Annotated in this window: 25 protein-coding genes; 14 read left to right on the forward strand and 11 right to left on the reverse strand. The window is 59.0% G+C overall.

Going from position 1 to position 18696, the window contains the following annotated elements:
• Nucleotides 1-18: 18 nt before the first annotated feature.
• Nucleotides 19-1176 (forward strand): cell division protein FtsZ, encoded by a 1158-nt coding sequence (ftsZ, locus tag HL45_RS11545; RefSeq protein WP_049971241.1) that lies wholly within the window; start codon nucleotides 19-21, stop codon nucleotides 1174-1176.
• A 78-nt stretch (nucleotides 1177-1254) separates the two neighbouring features.
• On the opposite strand, the gene HL45_RS11550 is transcribed toward ftsZ, so the two are convergent.
• On the reverse strand, nucleotides 1255-1611 hold the full coding sequence (locus HL45_RS11550; RefSeq protein WP_049971242.1) for a hypothetical protein: 357 nt from the start codon (nucleotides 1609-1611) through the stop codon (nucleotides 1255-1257).
• Between the two features lie 144 nt (nucleotides 1612-1755).
• Between HL45_RS11550 and HL45_RS11555 the strand changes: the two genes are divergently transcribed.
• From HL45_RS11555 to HL45_RS11565, 3 genes are all read left to right on the forward strand, one after another.
• Nucleotides 1756-2181 (forward strand): hypothetical protein, encoded by a 426-nt coding sequence (locus HL45_RS11555; protein ID WP_049971243.1) that lies wholly within the window; start codon nucleotides 1756-1758, stop codon nucleotides 2179-2181.
• Between the two features lie 86 nt (nucleotides 2182-2267).
• On the forward strand, nucleotides 2268-2435 hold the full coding sequence (locus HL45_RS11560) for a protein translocase SEC61 complex subunit gamma (RefSeq protein WP_049971245.1): 168 nt from the start codon (nucleotides 2268-2270) through the stop codon (nucleotides 2433-2435).
• Nucleotides 2436-2445: 10 nt separating this feature from the next.
• Entirely contained in the window at nucleotides 2446-2883 is a 438-nt protein-coding gene (locus tag HL45_RS11565) for a transcription elongation factor Spt5 (protein ID WP_049971246.1), read from the forward strand.
• Between the two features lie 67 nt (nucleotides 2884-2950).
• Here the strand turns inward: HL45_RS11565 and HL45_RS11570 are convergent, their stop codons facing one another.
• Together HL45_RS11570 and lonB are read right to left on the reverse strand one after the other, a co-directional pair.
• A complete protein-coding gene (locus HL45_RS11570) occupies nucleotides 2951-3856 on the reverse strand; it encodes a CPBP family intramembrane glutamic endopeptidase (protein WP_049971247.1) in 906 nt (301 codons plus the stop codon).
• Between the two features lie 637 nt (nucleotides 3857-4493).
• Nucleotides 4494-6485: an ATP-dependent protease LonB gene (gene lonB, locus HL45_RS11575; protein WP_049971248.1), complete on the reverse strand. Its 1992-nt coding sequence runs from the start codon at nucleotides 6483-6485 to the stop codon at nucleotides 4494-4496.
• A 166-nt stretch (nucleotides 6486-6651) separates the two neighbouring features.
• Between lonB and HL45_RS11580 the strand changes: the two genes are divergently transcribed.
• Genes HL45_RS11580 through HL45_RS11590 form a run of 3 tightly spaced genes read left to right on the forward strand, consistent with a single transcriptional unit; the run spans nucleotide 6652 to nucleotide 8577 of the window.
• Nucleotides 6652-7170, forward strand: a complete 519-nt coding sequence (locus tag HL45_RS11580; protein WP_049972014.1) for a nicotinamide-nucleotide adenylyltransferase — start codon at nucleotides 6652-6654, stop codon at nucleotides 7168-7170.
• Nucleotides 7167-7946, forward strand: a complete 780-nt coding sequence (locus HL45_RS11585; RefSeq protein ID WP_049971249.1) for an SAM hydrolase/SAM-dependent halogenase family protein — start codon at nucleotides 7167-7169, stop codon at nucleotides 7944-7946. Before HL45_RS11580 ends, HL45_RS11585 begins: the two co-directional genes overlap by 4 nt.
• 28 nt (nucleotides 7947-7974) lie before the next feature.
• Nucleotides 7975-8577 (forward strand): trimeric intracellular cation channel family protein, encoded by a 603-nt coding sequence (locus HL45_RS11590; RefSeq protein WP_049971250.1) that lies wholly within the window; start codon nucleotides 7975-7977, stop codon nucleotides 8575-8577.
• Nucleotides 8578-8583: 6 nt separating this feature from the next.
• On the opposite strand, the gene HL45_RS11595 is transcribed toward HL45_RS11590, so the two are convergent.
• The 3 genes from HL45_RS11595 to HL45_RS11605 are packed head-to-tail and all read right to left on the reverse strand — an operon-like array spanning nucleotide 8584 to nucleotide 9647.
• Nucleotides 8584-9039: a hypothetical protein gene (locus HL45_RS11595; RefSeq protein WP_049971251.1), complete on the reverse strand. Its 456-nt coding sequence runs from the start codon at nucleotides 9037-9039 to the stop codon at nucleotides 8584-8586.
• 36 nt (nucleotides 9040-9075) lie between these two features.
• A complete protein-coding gene (locus HL45_RS11600) occupies nucleotides 9076-9345 on the reverse strand; it encodes a hypothetical protein (RefSeq protein ID WP_049971252.1) in 270 nt (89 codons plus the stop codon).
• Nucleotides 9346-9383: 38 nt separating this feature from the next.
• The gene (locus HL45_RS11605) at nucleotides 9384-9647 is read right to left on the reverse strand and encodes a DUF7520 family protein (RefSeq protein ID WP_049971253.1); all 264 of its coding nucleotides are present in this window, start codon (nucleotides 9645-9647) and stop codon (nucleotides 9384-9386) included.
• Nucleotides 9648-9810: 163 nt separating this feature from the next.
• Here HL45_RS11605 and HL45_RS11610 point away from each other — a divergent pair, with 163 nt between their 5' ends.
• Together HL45_RS11610 and HL45_RS11615 are read left to right on the forward strand one after the other, a co-directional pair.
• Nucleotides 9811-10053 carry an antitoxin VapB family protein gene (locus tag HL45_RS11610; protein ID WP_049971254.1) on the forward strand — a complete coding sequence of 81 codons (243 nt, stop codon included), beginning with the start codon at nucleotides 9811-9813 and terminating at the stop codon, nucleotides 10051-10053.
• Nucleotides 10034-10414, forward strand: coding sequence for a type II toxin-antitoxin system VapC family toxin (locus HL45_RS11615; RefSeq protein WP_049971255.1), 381 nt, complete (start codon nucleotides 10034-10036; stop codon nucleotides 10412-10414). The genes HL45_RS11610 and HL45_RS11615 overlap by 20 nt, the downstream gene beginning before the upstream one ends.
• A 158-nt stretch (nucleotides 10415-10572) precedes the next feature.
• Here HL45_RS11615 and thsA read toward each other — a convergent pair whose 3' ends face one another.
• Nucleotides 10573-12135 (reverse strand): thermosome subunit alpha, encoded by a 1563-nt coding sequence (thsA, locus tag HL45_RS11620; protein ID WP_049971256.1) that lies wholly within the window; start codon nucleotides 12133-12135, stop codon nucleotides 10573-10575.
• Nucleotides 12136-12297: 162 nt separating this feature from the next.
• Here thsA and HL45_RS11625 point away from each other — a divergent pair, with 162 nt between their 5' ends.
• Nucleotides 12298-13113: an amidohydrolase family protein gene (locus HL45_RS11625; protein ID WP_049971257.1), complete on the forward strand. Its 816-nt coding sequence runs from the start codon at nucleotides 12298-12300 to the stop codon at nucleotides 13111-13113.
• 519 nt (nucleotides 13114-13632) lie between these two features.
• On the opposite strand, the gene HL45_RS11630 is transcribed toward HL45_RS11625, so the two are convergent.
• Nucleotides 13633-14532 (reverse strand): glycosyltransferase family 2 protein, encoded by a 900-nt coding sequence (locus tag HL45_RS11630; RefSeq protein WP_049971258.1) that lies wholly within the window; start codon nucleotides 14530-14532, stop codon nucleotides 13633-13635.
• 46 nt (nucleotides 14533-14578) lie between these two features.
• Nucleotides 14579-15286, reverse strand: coding sequence for a class I SAM-dependent methyltransferase (locus HL45_RS11635; RefSeq protein WP_049971259.1), 708 nt, complete (start codon nucleotides 15284-15286; stop codon nucleotides 14579-14581).
• Between the two features lie 129 nt (nucleotides 15287-15415).
• On the opposite strand from HL45_RS11635, the gene HL45_RS21250 reads away from it, so the two are divergent.
• On the forward strand, nucleotides 15416-15586 hold the full coding sequence (locus HL45_RS21250) for a hypothetical protein (protein ID WP_162833875.1): 171 nt from the start codon (nucleotides 15416-15418) through the stop codon (nucleotides 15584-15586).
• A 13-nt stretch (nucleotides 15587-15599) separates the two neighbouring features.
• On the opposite strand, the gene HL45_RS11640 is transcribed toward HL45_RS21250, so the two are convergent.
• Nucleotides 15600-15998, reverse strand: a complete 399-nt coding sequence (locus tag HL45_RS11640; RefSeq protein ID WP_049971260.1) for a PPOX class F420-dependent oxidoreductase — start codon at nucleotides 15996-15998, stop codon at nucleotides 15600-15602.
• A gap of 145 nt (nucleotides 15999-16143) precedes the next feature.
• Between HL45_RS11640 and HL45_RS11645 the strand changes: the two genes are divergently transcribed.
• The 3 genes from HL45_RS11645 (at nucleotide 16144) to HL45_RS11655 (ending at nucleotide 17980) form a co-directional block, all read left to right on the forward strand.
• Nucleotides 16144-16395, forward strand: a complete 252-nt coding sequence (locus tag HL45_RS11645) for a MarR family transcriptional regulator (protein WP_049971261.1) — start codon at nucleotides 16144-16146, stop codon at nucleotides 16393-16395.
• Between the two features lie 141 nt (nucleotides 16396-16536).
• Nucleotides 16537-17292, forward strand: a complete 756-nt coding sequence (locus tag HL45_RS11650) for an MBL fold metallo-hydrolase (RefSeq protein ID WP_049971262.1) — start codon at nucleotides 16537-16539, stop codon at nucleotides 17290-17292.
• 28 nt (nucleotides 17293-17320) lie between these two features.
• Entirely contained in the window at nucleotides 17321-17980 is a 660-nt protein-coding gene (locus HL45_RS11655; RefSeq protein WP_049971263.1) for a YkgJ family cysteine cluster protein, read from the forward strand.
• Between the two features lie 264 nt (nucleotides 17981-18244).
• Here HL45_RS11655 and HL45_RS11660 read toward each other — a convergent pair whose 3' ends face one another.
• Nucleotides 18245-18688 carry a TRAM domain-containing protein gene (locus HL45_RS11660; RefSeq protein WP_049971264.1) on the reverse strand — a complete coding sequence of 148 codons (444 nt, stop codon included), beginning with the start codon at nucleotides 18686-18688 and terminating at the stop codon, nucleotides 18245-18247.
• Between the last annotated feature and the right edge of the window lie 8 nt (nucleotides 18689-18696).

The raw sequence follows: 18696 nt of genomic DNA on the forward strand, positions 1-18696 counted from the left end.
GTAAACCAAACCTCAAGGATGGACTCCATTGTCGAAGACGCCATTGAGGAGGCAGAAGGGGAGCAACAAAACGCCTCCCAGACGCAAATCGGTGGTGCCAGAAACGAGGCCGCCCCGTCGGGTACGACCCCATCGGGCACGATGACCGACGACCAACTAGAAGACGTACTCAAAGACCTCCAGACGAACATTACCGTCGTCGGCTGTGGCGGCGGCGGAGGAAACACGGTCAACCGAATGGCCGAAGAAGGAATCCACGGCGCGTCGCTGGTCGCCGCGAACACCGACGTTCAGCATCTCGTGGAAATCGAAGCGGATACCAAAATCCTGATGGGCGAGCAAAAGACCAGCGGACGCGGCGCGGGGTCGCTTCCGCAGGTCGGCGAGGAAGCCGCGCTCGAAAGTCAGGAGGATATTTACGACGCGATTCAGGGGTCGGACATGGTGTTCGTCACCGCCGGACTCGGCGGCGGGACGGGAACCGGTAGCGCCCCGGTCGTCGCAAAGGCCGCGCGCGAGGCTGGCGCGCTCACCATCGCCATCGTCACGACGCCGTTCACGGCGGAGGGCGAAGTCCGACGCACGAACGCCGAGGCCGGACTGGAACGACTGCGCGACGTGAGCGACACGGTCATCGTCGTCCCGAACGACCGACTGCTCGACTCCGTGGGCAAACTGCCCGTCAAGCAGGCGTTTAAGGTCGCCGACGAAGTGCTCATGCGCTCGGTGAAGGGAATCACGGAACTCATCACCAAACCCGGACTGGTCAATCTGGACTTCGCCGACGTTCGTACCGTCATGGAAAAAGGCGGCGTGGCAATGATTGGACTGGGCGAGAGCGATTCGGATTCGAAGGCACAGGATTCGGTCAAAAGTGCCCTGCGCTCGCCGCTCCTCGACGTGGACATCAGCGGCGCGAAATCCGCGCTGGTCAACGTCACGGGTGGCAACGACATGTCCATTGAAGAGGCAGAAGGCGTGGTCGAACAGATTTACGACCGCATCGACCCCGACGCCCGCATCATCTGGGGAACCTCCATCGACGAGAGTCTGGAGGGCACTATGCGCACCATGATTGTCGTCACCGGCGTCCAGTCGCCGCAAATCTACGGTCGCAGCGACGAAGAGCAGGCGCAGGCCACAAGTCGAACCGAAGACATCGACTACGTCGAGTAGTTCGCTGGCTGATAAATCAGAGCGATTTTTGCGAGAGTTTTCAGCATTTTGACCGTGACCGGTAAAGGGATAATCAGCTTATCTATTGACTGCAATCAAAATGCCGTAGAGTACAAATCCATCACCGAGGACAGCACCACTAATCCATCTGTTTGCGGTGTTCGAACTCACGACGCCAATACCGAGGATGCAAAGCCCACAGAGCGCCCAGAACAGCCCTCTCCAGTAGCGATTCAAGTCGGTAAACCATGGAGATAGTCGCGGCGCGAGTAGACTCACAACACCAATTGCAATCAGTGCGATACTCGACACGACGCCACCAGTGTTGACCGAATCCCCGTGGAATACGAATATCGTCATCGCTACCAGTCCAACAGCGATGTACGAGAGGCCGTCCCACAACCCGCCGAAGTCAGAACGGCCACTCTCGGTCATTAGTCCCTATTGGACACTGCACGGGAAAATATCTGCGAAGATAGGATTGGATAGCGGATTCAATAGCGAATTTTCCGCAAAAATTCATCAACAGAGCCGATTGCTATTATATAGTCTAATGATTATATTTCAGTGAAAATAAAAATGAACCTACACCGACGGCAACTGCTTTTCAGTATCCCGCCAGCGGTGGCGCTTGCGGGCTGTTCCGCGTTCGGTTCGCAGTCGGTCGAACTGTCGAACATCTCGTTCATCAACCTCGATGATTCGCCTCACGATATTCACGTCCGTATCGAGCGCAACGGAGAGGCGGTTCACGAGCAAACTTATTCGCTCGCCCGGTCGTCCGAATCGGGAACGAAATCGAATCCCGCGCCGGTAATCGACGAACCGTGGATGCACGAAAAAGGGCAGTTCACCATCGAGGCTCGCATGGACGACAGGGAGTGGAAACGCCACCAAATTCCTGCGAAAAATCGTTCGGGGGAGTGCTATGCGGTCGTGATTCGCGTTCGCAACGCCGACCGACTGGAATTTCCGCTCGATTCGATGGCAAGCGGTTGCCAATAAGTGGGGGTTCCCCCCGTCCACACGAACGACGCTCTCGGCTGACCTTGGAAAGATAGAAAAAGCCCGATGGCTAAGCACAACTAACTATGGATGTCAAACTCGACGTGGCGTCGTACGTTCGCGTGCTCAAACTGGCGAGTACGCCCTCGTGGGACGAGTTTTCACAGATTTCGAAGATTGCTGGCGCGGGTATCCTCCTCGTCGGACTGCTCGGCTTCACCATCTTCGTCGTGATGAGCTTCCTCCCGGCCTAACCCGAATACCATGTCAATTTACGCAGTAAAGACCACGGCAAGTCAGGAACGCACCGTCGCGGATATGATTGTCAACCGCGAGGAACCGGATATTCACGCCGTTCTCGCCCCCGACTCACTGACGAGTTACGTCATGGTCGAGGCGGAAGGCGACGCGGTCATCAGCCGCGTGCTGGAGGAGATTCCCCACGCCCGGAGCATGGTGCCCGGCGTGAGCAGTATCTCCGAAGTCGAACACTTCCTCTCGCCGACGCCCGACGTGGAGGGTATCGCGGAGGGGGACATCGTGGAACTCATCGCTGGCCCGTTCAAGGGCGAAAAGGCGCAGGTTCAGCGCATCGACGAAGGGAAAGACCAAGTGACGGTCGAACTCTACGAGGCGACCGTTCCGATTCCGGTGACGGTGCGGGGCGACCAGATTCGCGTGCTGGATAGTGAAGAACGATAGTTCTTCTTACTCTCGTTCGCTCCGCCGTCGCTCACGAGAACTCCGAGGAACGGTAAGCGAAAAATCGTCACGCCACGTCCCGTGCGTGAACCACGAACTCCAGCGCGTTCACGAGGTAGTGAGCGACGACTACGACCAGCAGGCTTCCCGTGATGATGAAGGCGGCGGCGAGCACGCCGCCCAGCGCGCCCGTCACGATGATTCCGGCCGGGCCTTGCGCGCCGTGTCCCACCGCGAACGCGACTGACGACAGCACGGCCAGAAGCCACGGCGACAGTCCGTAACCGCTGGCCAGCACGCCAATGAGCGCCGAGCGAAACAGCAGTTCTTCGAAGCCCGCGATGATGGGTAAGGCACCGCCGAGCAGGAGCACCCACCCGCGAATCGAATCCGGCGTCAGCAGCTCACGCAACCCATCTTCGTAGTCGATGTCCAGCGCGTCCGCCCCGCGCTGGCCGAGTTCGTTCGCCACGAACAACGCGATGCCGAGGATGATTCCCACCCCGAACTGCAGCAGGGTCGCGGATTCGACACCCAACGCGATGGCCGGAATTCCGGCCAGCACCGCCGCAACGACGAGTATCACGCCGAACAGCCCTTGGCTCAACGCAACGTTCAACAGAAGCATCTTCGTCGTCATCTCGTACTCCTGATTCGACTGTTCGTCCTCGGGATTCGACTGTTCGTCGGGATTCGACTGTTCGTCGGGATTCGACTCGAAATCCGACTGTGGTTCGGAAACGGGGTGTGATTCAAAATCGAGGTACGATTCGGACTCCGGTTGTGGTTCGAAATTGAGGTGTGATTCGGACTCCGAAGATGTGTCCAAATCGGGCTTCGAGTCGATTTCGGACACCGCGGACTGGTCGTCTTCTCCGGCCAGCATCGCTTGGGAGGCCCGCGCCAGCGCGATGAGGATGACGAGGACGAACAGTGTGACAGCAGTGAAGGCGTTCCAGTTCGGCGCGGGCATTCGATTCCGTGTAGGGCTTTCGGTGGGGAAAAGCTATCTACTCACGACGTTAGCGGGGAACTGTCGTGGAATTGTTTTTCGATGGTCGAAGTGGCATTTGAACGATTATCATGACTTCAAATCACGACAATAAGCCACGCCCTCTCTCGTCAATCGCTCGTGGCAGGGCCACTCGCTCTTTCTTTCGTTCGCCCGTTGCCGTCAGGCCGCCAGAGGGCCGAGCGCGCCGCGCTCGACCCTCAAACGATTGGTTGAACTGCCACTGTGTGTCGGAAGCTATATCTTCGAAAAGCGACGGCTGACCAAATTTGGATTGAACGGGCGGGCCAGCGGCCCGCCCGTTCTGCTGTCCTTGTGTCTTGAAAACGCAGGGCGTTTTCAACGGCAGGAAAAAGCATGTCTCTTCCCGCGGCAACGGGCAAGCAAACGCGGGAACGAGTGGCGGAGCTACGAGTGACCGCGTGAACGAGGGCGTGGCGTAGAGTCGTGAGTTGTAGTATCCCATTTGAATCAACTATCGCACAGCAAACGTGAGATACAAATCTGTCATCCCTGACGCGAAACCTTCAGAGACAAACCATTCGTCGTCGCAACTCACGACTGCAAAAACATAGAAAAACGAATTCTGCGGATTCGGCTATTGCGGGCTGGGGCGGCCCGTATTGCCGCCGATTTCGCGCTCCAGCGCGCTGCCGGTGATGTTCTTCAGGCGGTCGATGAGACCGTCCTTTTCCGGTTCGCCCGAGAGGGCGACTTCGAGCACTTCGCTAATGTGCGAGACGGGGATGATTTCGACCATCTCCTCGTACTCTTCTTCTATCATCACGTCCTGTTCGTTCGCCTTCGGGATGATGACCGTCTTGATGCCTGCCTTCGCGGCGGCCTCGATTTTGTGGGTCACACCACCGACGGGGAGCACGTCGCCACGCACCGACAGCGAACCGGTCATAGCAACGTCCTGCTCGACCGGTGCGTCTTCCAGCGCGCTGATGACGGCCGTGGCGACCGTGATGGACGCCGAGTCGCCGTCAACACCCTGCTGGCCTGCTTGGACGAACTGGATGTGAACGTCCTTCTCGCTGATGTCCTCGTCGCTGAACTTCTTGATGATGGCGGAGACGTTCTTCACGGACTCCTCTGCCATCTCTTTCAGTTGACCGGTGGCGATGACTTGGCCGGGCCCCTGCGACGGCGTCACTTCGGCCATCACGGGGAGCATGATACCGCTGTCCTCGCCCATGACAGCAAGGCCGTTGACACGGCCGACCACATCGCCGTCGGAGACGGTGAGTTCGTAGTCCTTGCGGCGCTCAATGAAGTCGTCGGCAATCTGTTGCTCGATGGAGCGCGAGCGGCGCTTCGCCTGCAACACGTGGTCGCGCGTGGTGTAATCCGCATCCTCCGCACGAGCGATGTCACCTGCGACACGAACCAACCCACCGAGGTCGCGCAGTTTGAGCGTGAGGTGGTCTTTGCGTCCGGCGCGGCGCTGGGCTTCGAGGATGACTTCCTCGACTGCCTGCTCGTCGAAGTGCGGGAGGCGACCGTCCTTCTCGACTTCCTGCGCGATGAACCGCGCGTACTTGCGGCGCATCTCGGGCGTGTCGTCGATGGTGTCGTCCATGTACACCTCGTATCCGTACCCCTTGATACGAGAACGGAGCGCGGGGTGCATGTTTTCCATCGCGTCGAGGTTGCCTGCCGCGACCATGACGAAGTCGGTCGGGACGGGTTCGGTCTGCACCATCGCGCCCGAACTGCGTTCGGACTGGCCGGTGATGGAGAACTCGCCTTCCTGAATCGCCGTCATGAGCTTCTGCTGACTGCGAATGTCGAGCGTGTTGATTTCGTCCACGAACAGCACGCCCTTGTTGGCCTTGTGGATTGCACCCGGCTCAACACGGTCGTGGCTCGGCGTTTCCATTCCACCTGACTGGAACGGGTCGTGACGAACGTCGCCGAGCAGGGCACCTGCGTGTGCGCCCGTCGCGTCCTCGAACGGCGCGCTGGTCACGTCGCTGTTGTTCACCAGCAGGTTCGGAATCATCGCGTCGGTTCCGCGCGAACCGTAGCGGAACGCGAGGTAAATGACACCTGCCGCGAGGATACCCAGTAGTGGTCGTCCGGCGATGAGGAGCGCATAGCCGACCACGATGGCGATGATGACCCACATCAAAAACGAGCGCATCTGGTTGCGCTTTCTGGCCTCTTCTTTGTGGGCGTCGATTATCTGGTCGCCTTTTCCGGCGGGAACTGTTCTGACCTTCGGTTCGTTCCCATCGTCCGGGTTGTGGTAGACGAGAACGTCCTGCAAATCCTCTTTAGGGAGGAGTTGGCTCATCGCCTTCGCCAACATCGACTTCCCGGTACCCGGCGTCCCAATCATCATGACGTGGCGGCGCTGTTTGGCCGCTTTCATCACCACGTCGCGGGCGTGGTCTTGCCCAATGACTTGGTCAACCAATCGGTCGGGAATTTCGACTTCTTCCGTGCTTTCTATCTCCAACCCACCAAGCAAGTTGTCTTCCGAAACATCGTCGGCAACCTCGGCATCCACATCGCTCCCGAGGCTATCGATCTCCTGCTCTGTTTCCTGCTCCGGCGGTGGAGCTTCGGTGTCGTTACTCATAGAATTCGTTCAGTGTGATTCAAACGAAGGCTGGCGAACTGATATACTTTCTCCCTTCGTCTGTGTGTTCCTGTCTCTCACGAACCCGCGGAAACGCACGAAATACGGCCGTTCGTCCCGGACGCAACTCGTCACTCTTATAAAAACGCTGCCCGACGAATCCATCATGACCCGCGGGTTCTACATCGGGCGCTTTCAACCCTACCACAACGGCCATCACAGCGTGGTCGAGACGATTTCCGAAGAAGTGGACGAACTCGTCCTCGGCATCGGAAGCGCCGGGGACTCACACACCCGGCACGACCCGTTTACGGCTGGCGAACGAATCATGATGATTACCAAATCCCTCGTGGACTCCGACCTCGTTACCTACGCGGTTCCAATCGAGGACTTGGACAGAAACTCGGTCTGGGTGAGTCACGTCCAAAGCATGAGTCCGGAGTTCGACGTGGCCTACTCGAACAATCCCCTCGTCATCCAACTGTTCAAAGAGGCTGGCGTCGAAGTTCGCCAATCACCGATGTTCAATCGGGACGTGCTCGAAGGGACAGAAGTCCGCGACCGAATGGTAGAAGGCGGCGATTGGGAGAAACTCGTCCCCGAGCCTGTCACCGAAGTCATTGAGGAAAGCGGCGGCATCCAGCGCATCCAGCGCGTCAGCCAGACCGACTCGAACGGCGTATGATTACGCTCTCGTCAGATTTCGGTACGCCGTATCCAGCGGCGATGAAAGGTGTCCTCTGCCAGCACAGCGACGCCCGCCTCGTAGACGTGGCTCATGACTTCCCACGGCAGGACGTTCGCGCCACGGCGTTCTGGCTCCGCGAAGTGCTTCCGTACTTTCCGCCAGCAGTCCACCTCGTCGTCGTTGACCCCGGTGTCGGCACCGACCGCGCCGCAATTGCGGTCCGGGCAGGCAATCACGCGCTCGTCGGGCCGGACAACGGCGTTTTACTTCCCGTCGCGCGCGAGCTCGGCGACCCCGACGGCGTAGAAATGTTCGAAATAGAACACGAGGACGCCGACAGTTCGACGTTCCACGGACGGGACGTGTTCGCACCGGCCGCCGCCCGCATCCACGAGCGAGGAGTCGATTCGCTCGAAGAACTACCCGACATCGGGCCCACCGACGAGTTCGAGGACTTGCGATTCCCCGAATCGGAGGTCGGGGAATCGCAGGCGACGGGCGAACTCCTCGTCGTGGACGACTTCGGCAACGCCATCACGAACGTTCCCGGCGACTTCCTCGCCGACGCGGACGAAATCGAAGTGAGTGTTGGCGAAGCAGGTAACGGAGGACTCGCGCCAGTCGAACCCTCCTACGCTCACGTCGAATCCGACCAGCGACTCGTGACGGTCGGAAGCCACGGCAACGTCGAACTCGCAGTGAATCGAGGCCGCGGTGACGACGCGTTCGGCGTCTCCGTCGGCGACGAAATCCGACTGGAAATAGAAAAATAGCGATGGGAGTGCAAACGGGACAATAACGATGGACGCTTTCGGAATCATGAACATCGTCGGCCTGCTTGCGTTCGCAGTCGTCGGTTCGCTCCGCGGAAGCGAGGCCGACCTCGACCTGCTCGGCGTGGGCGTCCTCGGCGTGATGACGGCCCTCGGCGGCGGCGTCACCCGCGACCTGCTCGTAAATACGACACCAGTCGCGCTCCGTTCGACAGGTGACGTGAGCGTCGCACTGGTCGGGGTTGGCCTCGCCGTCGTTCTCGCACGATTCGGCGACGATTTGACCGAACGCACGGTCGTCCGAATTCCGGATGCAATCGGCCTTTCGGCGTTCGCCACGACCGGCGCGCTCGTGGCTCACGACGCCGGACTTACCGCGTTCGGCGTGGTACTGCTCGCAACCGTGACGGGAGTCGGCGGCGGCCTCATCAGCGATTTGCTCCTCCAGAACGTTCCGTCCGTTCTCGTGGAGGATTTTTACGCGACCTGCGCTCTGCTCGGCGGACTGTCGTTCTGGCTGTTGGTGGAAGGCGGAGTTGGGTCGCAGAAAAGCGCGATTGCGTGCGCGGGAATCGTGTTGAGTCTCCGTCTGCTGGCGATTCGATACGACTGGGAACTGCCGACGGTGTAGTTCTGGCTACGCGTATCGCGCCAATACAACCTGAATCGTCTCGCCTTCGTACTCGATGTAGTATCCGAACTCGTCGCCTCGGTATATCGGTGCATCCGCCAGCGCCTTCGACACCTGTTCCATTCCCTTTCCGTCCACGTTTATCGACCCATCACCCATTCCATGAGCCTCCTTCAGCACGTCTTCGAGCAGGGACGAGTTGCCGATTCTGTCGTCCGTGAAACCCACCACGGTTGCGTTCTCGGGAGGGTCAGACACTACGTCTGCCATCACCTTCCCACCACCGACTGCAGTGGTTCCGGTTTGGGTTCCCGGTTCGGTTGATTTGTCGGTTGTCGTCGTACCGACTGTCGTTTCAGTCGTCGTTTCTGCGGGCGACTGTGTACTGTCAGTAACGCATCCCCCGAGCGAGAGGGCGATGACGAGGACGATTGCGAGGGTTATCTGGCGTCGTTTAATCATGGATAAGTATATCGCTATTTTATATATTATAACGAGCTACCGCCGATTCCTCGTATCGACCAACGCAGGGCCGAACGCGAAGAAGACGATACCAGTCCAGAGAACGGCGAAGATGAGCGCGCCGCTCATCGTCGTCGTCAGATACCTGAAAAAGCCTATTCCAAGGTCTGCACTGTAGGTGTCAATTGCGACGTAAAAGGCAAAGAGCGTCGGCATGTTCGCCAGCAGAATCGTGAGCGCAATCGCCAGTGTGTCCTGCGTCGGATTTCGACTCCGACTGGTTCGAGTGGAGGATTTCGTTGCCATACTCGCCCGAAGTCATTCAAGCAAAATAACAGTTTTGTTCACGTCGTCCGTTCGGTATCATATCGAGAGACGTAGGTGACGAGACCGAACACCAACGCCAACACGCAGGTCGTGAGAATCATGCCGAACAGCGCCATCGTGAAGGGGGTCATTTCGAACAGCGAAACGCCGAAAATCGCCATCGCCGTGCCGCGACTCTGACCGGTCGTACCGACGACGAACCCGATCGCACCCGCGAGGAGAACGACGACTGTGGCAGTGGTGAGGAAGATGGGACGACTCGAAACGATGCGCTCGCTCATCACCGGGAAGTTGGCACCCTCGGCGGATAGGGCTTGCTACTTCGAGTCCAGCAGCCAGCAGAATGTATGCTAATACCTCTCATTTCTTTCGATCCATGGTGGTAAGGGACGATAGAAACAGCACAATCCTTATCGTCGAAAGCCGTGTACTTGTACATGTACAATGAGTTCGAAAAACATCACGCTCAAAGAAGAAGCATACGAGTCGTTGAAGTCTCACAAACGTGACGACGAGAGCTTTAGTGACGTAGTCCTTCGCCTGTCGGGTGCAAACAAAGACGTGATGAAAGGCTTCGGTATGCTAAGCGATGAAGAAGCAGATGACCTCCGAGAACACGTTGAGGACGTTCGAGAACAGTTTAACGAGGATTTCACGGAGGGGCGAGATGAACTGTTTGGACAGTAGTTTTCTCATTGACTACCTCAACGGACAACCCGACGCACAGGAATATATGGAAACCAATCCAACTTCGTCGTTCTACTCCCCTTCGCTCGTGCTATTCGAGTTATACGACGGGTTGGACGAACACACTGACCGTTCGCTCGACGAGTTCGATGCTGCTTTGGACTGGATAACTCCGATGCCGTTCACGGTAGCAAGTTCCCGAGAGGCAATCAAAATCAAACGAGAGTTGAAGGCGAATGGCATGCCAGTGAACCTCAAAGACGTGCTTATTGCAGGTACTGTCCGTGAAGCGGGTGGTACAATCGTTACTCGTGATGATGATTTTAAACACGTAGCGGGGCTTTCTGTGAGGAATTATTGATGGTATGAAAGACCGCCAACAATCCGATGAAAGCCTGCCAGTTCCGGGCACACCCTCACGTCTCAGCACCTGCTCGATGAATCGCCGATGTTCTGTCCGGTGAGTCCGCTGCCGTACCTTGCCGACGAAAAATAAAACCGAATTCAGTCGGTTCCTGCTTACTTCGCCGCGATAACGTCGTCGATGCGGGCGATCATCGTCGCGGCTTCGGTCGCGCTCTCGACTGCTTCGCGCTTGACCGCGGCGGGGTCGATGACGCCTTCCTCGACTGGGTCTGCGATTTCGCCGGTTTCGCCGGAGGAGATGATTCCTGCGCGGCCCGCTTCGTCGTCGTTCGCGGCGCGGAGGTCGACGAGGGCGTCGATTGGATCCATACCCGTGTTCTCGGCGAGCGTGCGCGGAAGCACTTCGACGGCGTCGGCGAACGCTTCGATGGCGAGTTGCTGGCGACCTTCGACGCCTGCGGCTTCGTCGCGGACGCGGCCCGCGATGTTGATTTCGGTTGCGCCTGCGCCGGGGACGACGTTTCCGGAATCTGTGGCGGTCGAAACGACGTCCAGCGCGTCGTTCAGTGCGCGCTCCAGTTCGTCAACGACGTGTTCGGTCCCGCCGCGGACGAAGAGGCTGACGGACTTTGCGGCCGCGCCGCCCTCTATGAAGGTGAGGTCTTCGCCGCCGTACTTTTCGACGCGGATGCTGTCTGCGTGACCGAGTTCGTCCTCGTCTACATCGTCCGGTTTGCCCGTGCGCTTGCCGCCCGTGGCCTGCGCAATGGAGGTAGTGAGGCCGTCGTCAACGTCCTCGAAGGCGAGGATGCCGTGTTTGGCGAGGTACGACGCAGTGCGGTCGTCGATGGAGGAATGCGAGAAGACGACATCGACGCCAGCGTCGGCGATTGCGTCGGCGAGTTCTTTGAGTTGGCTCTCTTCGGCGTCCATCGCGGCCGTGAGTTGGTCGACGTTATCGACGGAGTACTCCGCGTCGATTTCCGTCTCGCGGACGCTGAACGTGCCGTCAGTGCAGAGAACGGTTGCGTCCTCGACCGAGCGCGGCATGTTCTTGTGCGCCGGTTCCGTGTCGGTGACGATTCCCTCGATGAGTTCCGTCGCGCTGGAACTCGAACCGACTTGGGTGTGAACGCGAATGTCGTCTCGTTCGACCTTCTCTTCGCCTTCGACGTGGCGCACGGCGTTCACGACGACTTCGGCGAGTCGTTCGGTCGTGATGTCGCCGGTGCCTTTACCGGTCATGCTAGATTCTGCGACCTGTTTGAGAATCTCGTCGTCGATGTCGGCATCGAGCGAAAGGTCGTCGATAGCTTCCAGTGCGATGTCTCGTGCGCGTGCGTAGCCTTCCACGATGGTCGTCGCGTGAACGTCCTGTTCGAGGAGGTCTTCCGCTTTGGCGAGGAGTTCCCCGGCGAGAACGGAGGCCGTCGTCGTGCCGTCGCCGACTTCGTCTTCCTGTGTCTGGGAAACCTCGACGATCATCTGTGCGGCGGGGTGTTCGATGTCCATCGAGTTGAGGATGGTCGCCCCGTCGTTGGTGATAACCACGTCACCGTCGTCGGAGACGAGCATCTTGTCCATTCCTCGCGGGCCGAGCGTCGTTCGTACTGCCTCGCTTACCGCTTTGCCCGCGGCGATGTTGGAGGACTGAGCGTCCCGACCGTGCGTTCGTTGGGAATCCTCGTTGAGGATGAACATCGGTCGTCCGCCCATGCGTCGCTGTCCGAAGCCTGATTCTGACATCAGTACAACGAATGATTGATATTCTATATAAGCTTTTTCACTGCGTTCGGGGCGTGACAGGCAAACACATATCCGGAATCCGAATCCCGTGACCGATAGATTCAAATAACATTACGGGGGAGGAATTTTCAGATGCTGGAACTGGAACACCGTTTTCGCGTCGTGGACGTTCATTCCCGTCTCCCCGTCGAAGAAACGGTCACCGCGCGCGGGCGGGCAATCTCGCCGGAGAAATTGGAGCGCGAGATGCACCAAGCGGGCGTCATCTCGACCGTTGTCTTTCCCGGACCGCAGGAAGGCCAAAGCTATCTTCGCGCGAACAACGCAGTCGCTCGGCGGAGCGTCGAACGCCCGTTCGTCAGTTTCGCGCGAATCAACGGCCCGCGCGACCCGACCGGAAGCACGACGGCGCGACTGCGGAACTTCGGCGCGCGACGGAAAGAATGGCACACCTCTCCGGAGGACGTAGAGCAGTACGCTTACGACGACCGATTCCACGGGTTCAAACTCGACCCGGTGCAGGACGGCCTTCCGGACGAGGCTGTCCTCGACCAACTGGAAGATGTTGGCCTTCCCCTGCTCGTCCATGCGGGCGACGGATTTTCACCGACCGACGCCACAGATGCCCTTCTCGACCGGTCGTTTCCCGTCATCCTCTCGCATTTCGGCGGCTATCCTCTCAATCGGAATTTGATGGACGACGCAATCGACCTGCTCGACTCCTCCGACGACTGCTATCTGGACACGAGTTTCGTTCGCTACCGCGACCAGTTAGAGCGCGCCATCATGGAACACCCCGACCGCGTCCTGTTCGGCAGTGGTGCGCCGAACTCCCATCCGAACGTCGCCGTGATGGAAATTTTGACCTTGGACGTTCCGGAAGACGCCATGCGAAAAGTGTTCACCAAAAACCCGTCGCGCGTCGTTGCCGGACTCTCCGTCGAATAGCGTTTGGGAACGTCGGTCGCGAGGAGGGAATCGATTTCGGGCGGTTAGCGTGTTTTACTCCGGATACGGTCTATTTTGAATGGTTTTGAGTGGATGTGTTATTCATCCCGCTAGCTATTCACGACTCCAATCGAACCGCCACCGCAACTGCACCGCCTCCGCAACCGTACCACCTCCGCAACTGCACCGCCTCCGCAACCGCAGGCGGACGAGTGCGTTGCACTCGCCCGCCAAGTGACTGATTGGCGTTGCGATAGTGTGTCAGAAGACGAATTGCCGAAGAAAACGGTCAGTCGAAGTTGGATTGGGCGGGCGCGCCTCGGCGCGCCCGCCCTGCGGTTTTGGCTGAGAACGGGCGAACGAACGAGCGAATCGAGCAGACGCGAAGCGTCTGCGAGCAGAGCGAGTGAGTCGGGCGTGGTTTATTGCCTGCATCAGCAGTCGTCGCGGTATCAAAGTTAGTTCTACCGCGAACCTACACGACAGTTTTCGAGCTATCTTCCGATTCTACTCTACGCGCTATCGCCAGTCGTAGCGTTCGACCGCGCGGTCTGCCCGCGACGAAACCCCCGCAGGATTTCGGGCGTCGCTTCGGTCGCGCAGGCGGGCGAGAACGCCGTCTTTCGTTCCGACGGCGATTCCCTTACAGACGTGTTTTCCGCACCCCACCCAGAAGGTCGGTTTCGTCTCGCCCGACGCCACATCTCGGCCTTCTTCGCGGGCGTCACCCACTGCATCCTGTACCGTTCGTCTGAAAACCGTGAAACGCGGCCCGTAGTTTTTCGTCATTCGATAGGCGAGCGAGCGATATTTGATTCCCCAATCGCGGTCGTCGCCGTCGTCTCCCTCACTCCGGCGCACGCTCACCGTGGGCGACCACGTGACCGACCGGTCGAGGGTTGCGAGGCGGTGTGCGCAGTCGCGCGCGCCGCCGGTTTGCAGATTCTCGTCGAAGCCATCCACAGCCTCGATTGCGTCCCGACTGAAGGCGGCGTTCCGGCCCGAAAAGTAGGTCACGTCCCGTCCGGCAATCGTCCGCGTTTCGACCGTTTCGGTCGTCATCCCCGCTTTGACCATTCGGTGGACGGGACCGGTTACGACATCCGCGCCGTTCGTTATTGCTTGCGTAACGCCGTCGCACCACGACTCTTCGATAGTGACGTTTTGCCCGATGAGCGCTATCGCGTCGCCACTGGCTTCGGCGATTCCGGCGTTCCGCGCGACGTTCAGGTTTCGGTCGGAGATTTCGACCAAGGCACTCACGTCGTCGCGGTCACACACCATCCCGGTCGTTCCGTCCGCGGATGGCCCGTTGACGACGATGACCTCGGCCTCCGGCGCGTGCCGGGAGAGCGTGTCGAGGCTTGTGCTCAGAGGGTCACGCCCGTTGAGCGTCGGAACCACCACGGACAGGTTCATATCCGCTTTTCAGATACCGGATGCGTAAAAGTAATTCGGCACGCGCCTACTTGACCCGCGTATTCCAGTAGGAAACCGACGCGAGTTGGTCGCCGACAGCTGAATTGATGAGGCTCGTATCTATCTCACGGATTCGCTCCGCAACGGCGTCGGGAATCTTGCGGTAGAAGCCGTATGGAAGCACCCAATCGTGTTCTGCGCCGACGAGTCGAAGACCGGTTTCGGACAGCAGTTTCTCCACGTCGGAAAGCGAGTAGAGCCGCGACCCCATCGGCAGAAGCCAGTTGTAGAGGCTTCGCGTACTCGGCCCGGCGAACGTATCGAAAAAGACCTGTTCTTTCGCTACCCTCCGCATCTCACTCAGGAAGGATGCGGGAGTGTCAGCGAGGTGGAAAAATCGCATCGCAAACACGGTGTCGAAATAGTCGTCGGGAAACGGAAGGCGGGCCGCATCACCGCGCATAAATTCCAGATGGTCGTCGACGCCAGCATTGTGGGCTTTGTGGCGCCCCTGCTGAAGCATCGCCGACGAAATATCGAGTCCGACGATGTCGGCCCCACGCTCCGCCAGCATGACGGTAAATCGGCCGGTGCCACAGGCGATTTCGAGGACTCGTTTTCCTTCGACTGGCCCAATCGCGTCGAGAACTGCCCGTTTCTCACGGCGGTCGATAAGCCGTCCGCCACGGGAGAATCGCTTCTCGTCGTACTCCTCGGCCACCTCTGTCGCCTGATACCATTCCTGTCCCTTCACACTTTCTTCTACACGGGTGTACCTCACCGGGGGGATAAAACGGTACTGAAAGCGGATAGGCAAACGAACTGGAAAATCAGTTACGCGAACGACTTTGGAGTTCGCTCGCGTAGAGAATAGAAGAGTAGTATGCCGACGTGTAAGCACTGCAACGGCGAATTTACGGCGGAAGAACTCGTCCGGCACGAGTACGTGCGGGTAATTGTCGTCCACTGCCCCGACTGCGGGTGCGTACTCGGTCAGTACAACCGCCACGGCGATGCACCGAAAACCGACCACAAATCGAACGCCGACCGCTGAGGAAAATTCGGAATTATCCGCCCGCCACGACGCGGTCGGGTCGAATGCGAATGATGACGCGCGGCCCTTGTTCCTCGCCGAGGTTCGGGTACTCGTCCTGTTCCATATATCGCTGGGTGAGTTCGTTGATGTGTTCGACGGCACCGTCCTCGGTCACTTCCTCGACTTCTCCGCGAATCGAAACGAATCGGTAGGGGTCGTCCGGGTCGAGCATATCCAGTCCGACCTTCGGATTTCGCTGGACGTTTTTCTCTTTTTGTCGCCCTTTCGCCGTGTTGATGAGAACGTAGTCGCCGTCGTAGCCGACCCAGACGGGCGTCACCTGCGGCGTCCCGTCCGGCATGACGGTTGCGAAGTTTGCGAACGTCTTCTTTTCGAAGAGGTCGTGATACTCGTCTGGAATCGGTTCCATAGGCGAGACACGACGGGGTGCATGGAGTAGCTTCTGCCCGACCTATCGAGTTATTAAAATGTGATATAATGACGACTAAGGTGTGAATATTGTATGAACACCCATATAGCCAACTTTTACCACCTCTGTCAGGCGGTATCATAACATGAGCACGACCGCGACCAAACCGGCAGGCGATTTCCGCGAAAAACTGCGCGAACTTCCACCCAGCGCGAAACTCATCGCCAAGGTGTTGGAAACCGACGAACCGCTGACGCAAGGCGAACTCGCCGACGAATCGCTCCTCCCCGACCGAACTGTCCGCTACGCCCTGACCCGCCTCGAAGAGCAAGACCTCGTCGTCTCGCGCCACAGTTTCCGCGACGCGCGAAAACAGGTCTACCTCCTGAACGACTGATTCTGCGAATCAGTCGTTCGAACCTCGGCCTCCCAATTTTTCGTTTTCTTTTCGCTTCGTTCTCCATCTTCGTTCCGCAGTCATTCATCATCGTCCGGCACGAACGAGGGATTTTTTCGGGTTACCTGTGTCTTTCCGCGTGTGAATCCCATCCCCGTCCCGACGGAAACAGTCGCTCCACATGGCGCGACGAACGCCTACGTGGTCGGAGACGTACTCGTTGACCCGCCAGGCAGAACCGACGAACTCGACCGAACAGTCGCCGAAAACGATGTCGAACACGTTCTCGTAACCCACGCCCATCCCGACCACGTCGGGGCAGTCGCCCACTACGCCGAAACCTGCGGTGCGACCGTCTGGGCGCGACAGGGCCGCGAAACGCGATTCGAGCACGCGACGGGAATCGCGCCCGACGAAACGTTCCGCGAGGGGACGAAAATCGGTTCCCTGACCGCTATCGAAACGCCGGGTCACGCCCCCGACCATGTCGCACTTGCAGATGACGACGGAGCCGAAATCCTCGCGGGCGACCTCGTCGTCGCGGAGGGGAGCGTGATGGTCGCCGCCGGAGAGGGCGACCTGCGAGCGTATCTCACCTCGCTCCGCCGACTGTACGCTCGGAATCCTGCTGTGCTGTATCCAGGACACGGGCCGGTTATCGACCAGCCACGGGAGACGATTCGGCGACTTATCGACCATCGACTCGCCCGCGAAAAGCGCGTTCGGTCTGCGGTGCTGTCGGGTGCGAAAACGCTCGACGAAATCACCGACTCGGCATACAACAAGGACATCTCCGGGGTTCGGGAGTTCGCCGAGCAGACTGTGGCCGCCCATCTCGAAAAGTTGGCCGTCGAAGGCGACCTGCGATGGGACGACGAGCGCGCCGTGCCGCAATGATTTTGCGCGCTCGCCCGAACTGGAAACCGTGCAGAGTCTCGAAGCCGAACTGGAGCGCGCGAACGCACTCGACGTGAGCGACCTCGCGGACGCAATCGAGGACATCGGATTCGAATGTACGCGCTGTGGATCCTGCTGTACGAGCGAGGCGGACGACCCCCACACCGCGACGATGTTTCCCGACGAAGTGCGCGAGCTACAGGACGCGACGGAGTACGACTTCCGGGACGTAGCGCGACCCATGCCCTACGGCCTCTCCGACGGCGACGATGAACCGGAGGGTGAAACGTTCGAGTGGGCGCTTCAGACTGACGACTGCGGCGACTGCCGATTTTACGAGGAAGACGATGATGGACTGGGCGCGTGTTCCGTGCATCCCGACCGACCGCTCATCTGCCAGACGTACCCCTTCAGCGTCGAACTGGGTGGCACGAGTCAGCCGATGGGCGAAGCGGTAGATGAATCCGGAATCGTCCGAGCACACGAATGCGAAGGACTCGGAACCGACATCGACCGAGAACACGCCGAGGAACTGGCGGACGCTCTCAAAGAGCGTGCAGTCCGCGAACTCGAAGAGGCAATCGGCGTACGCGACAACTACGAACCCGCGAATCCCGATTCCGGCGAAGTCGTCGTCCATGATTCCGAGGGTGCGAAAAACACGGATGGAACCGAGTACGAGGGGTAGGATAGCGAGCGGTCGGTGCAATAGCCCGATGATACAACCGCTGGATTTCGACATTCGACACAACCACTAGCGGGGAGCAATTTTCCGCGAGTGAGGAGCGATAGCGACGACCGAGCGGGCAGACGACTGAATGGAGCAGCGAAGAGCGAAGCTCTTTCCTGCGAAATGAAAGAGGAGTGCTTTTGGTCGACCTTTTACAGGAAGACGGGTCAGGCCAGCGCGAATCGCGCTGGCCCGGCCGCTCGACCGTCGTAAAAGGTCGGTTTAGAACTCTTCGTCGATGATTTCGCCGACGGCAAAGTTCGATTTCACTTCCGTGATTTCGACCTTCACGCGCTCGCCGATTTCCGCGCCGGGGACGATAATGACGTAGCCGCGTTCGACACGCGCGATACCGTCGCCCTGCTTGCCGATATCTTCGACTTCGACGTAGCGGATTTCTCCCCCTTCGACGGGTGGTTGTGGCTCCGACGAAACAGGAGTCGGGCCACCGCTGTCGTTTGTGGATTTCGTCGTCGCCGCCGCCTCGGTTTGGTCGTCGCTCGATTCAGTCTCCGTTTCGCGCGAGATAAGCGCAACACGGTAGGTTTCTCCCGGTTCGACCGAACCCGTGTCGATTTCGCGGCGTGGAACTGAGACGACGTATTCGTCGCCTTTGAGAGTAACATCAGCGCTGAACAGACACAGGAGTTTGTCAGAGATTTCCAAGGTCGTAG

The organism is Haladaptatus cibarius D43 (assembly GCF_000710615.1).
GTDB lineage: Archaea > Halobacteriota > Halobacteria > Halobacteriales > Haladaptataceae > Haladaptatus > Haladaptatus cibarius.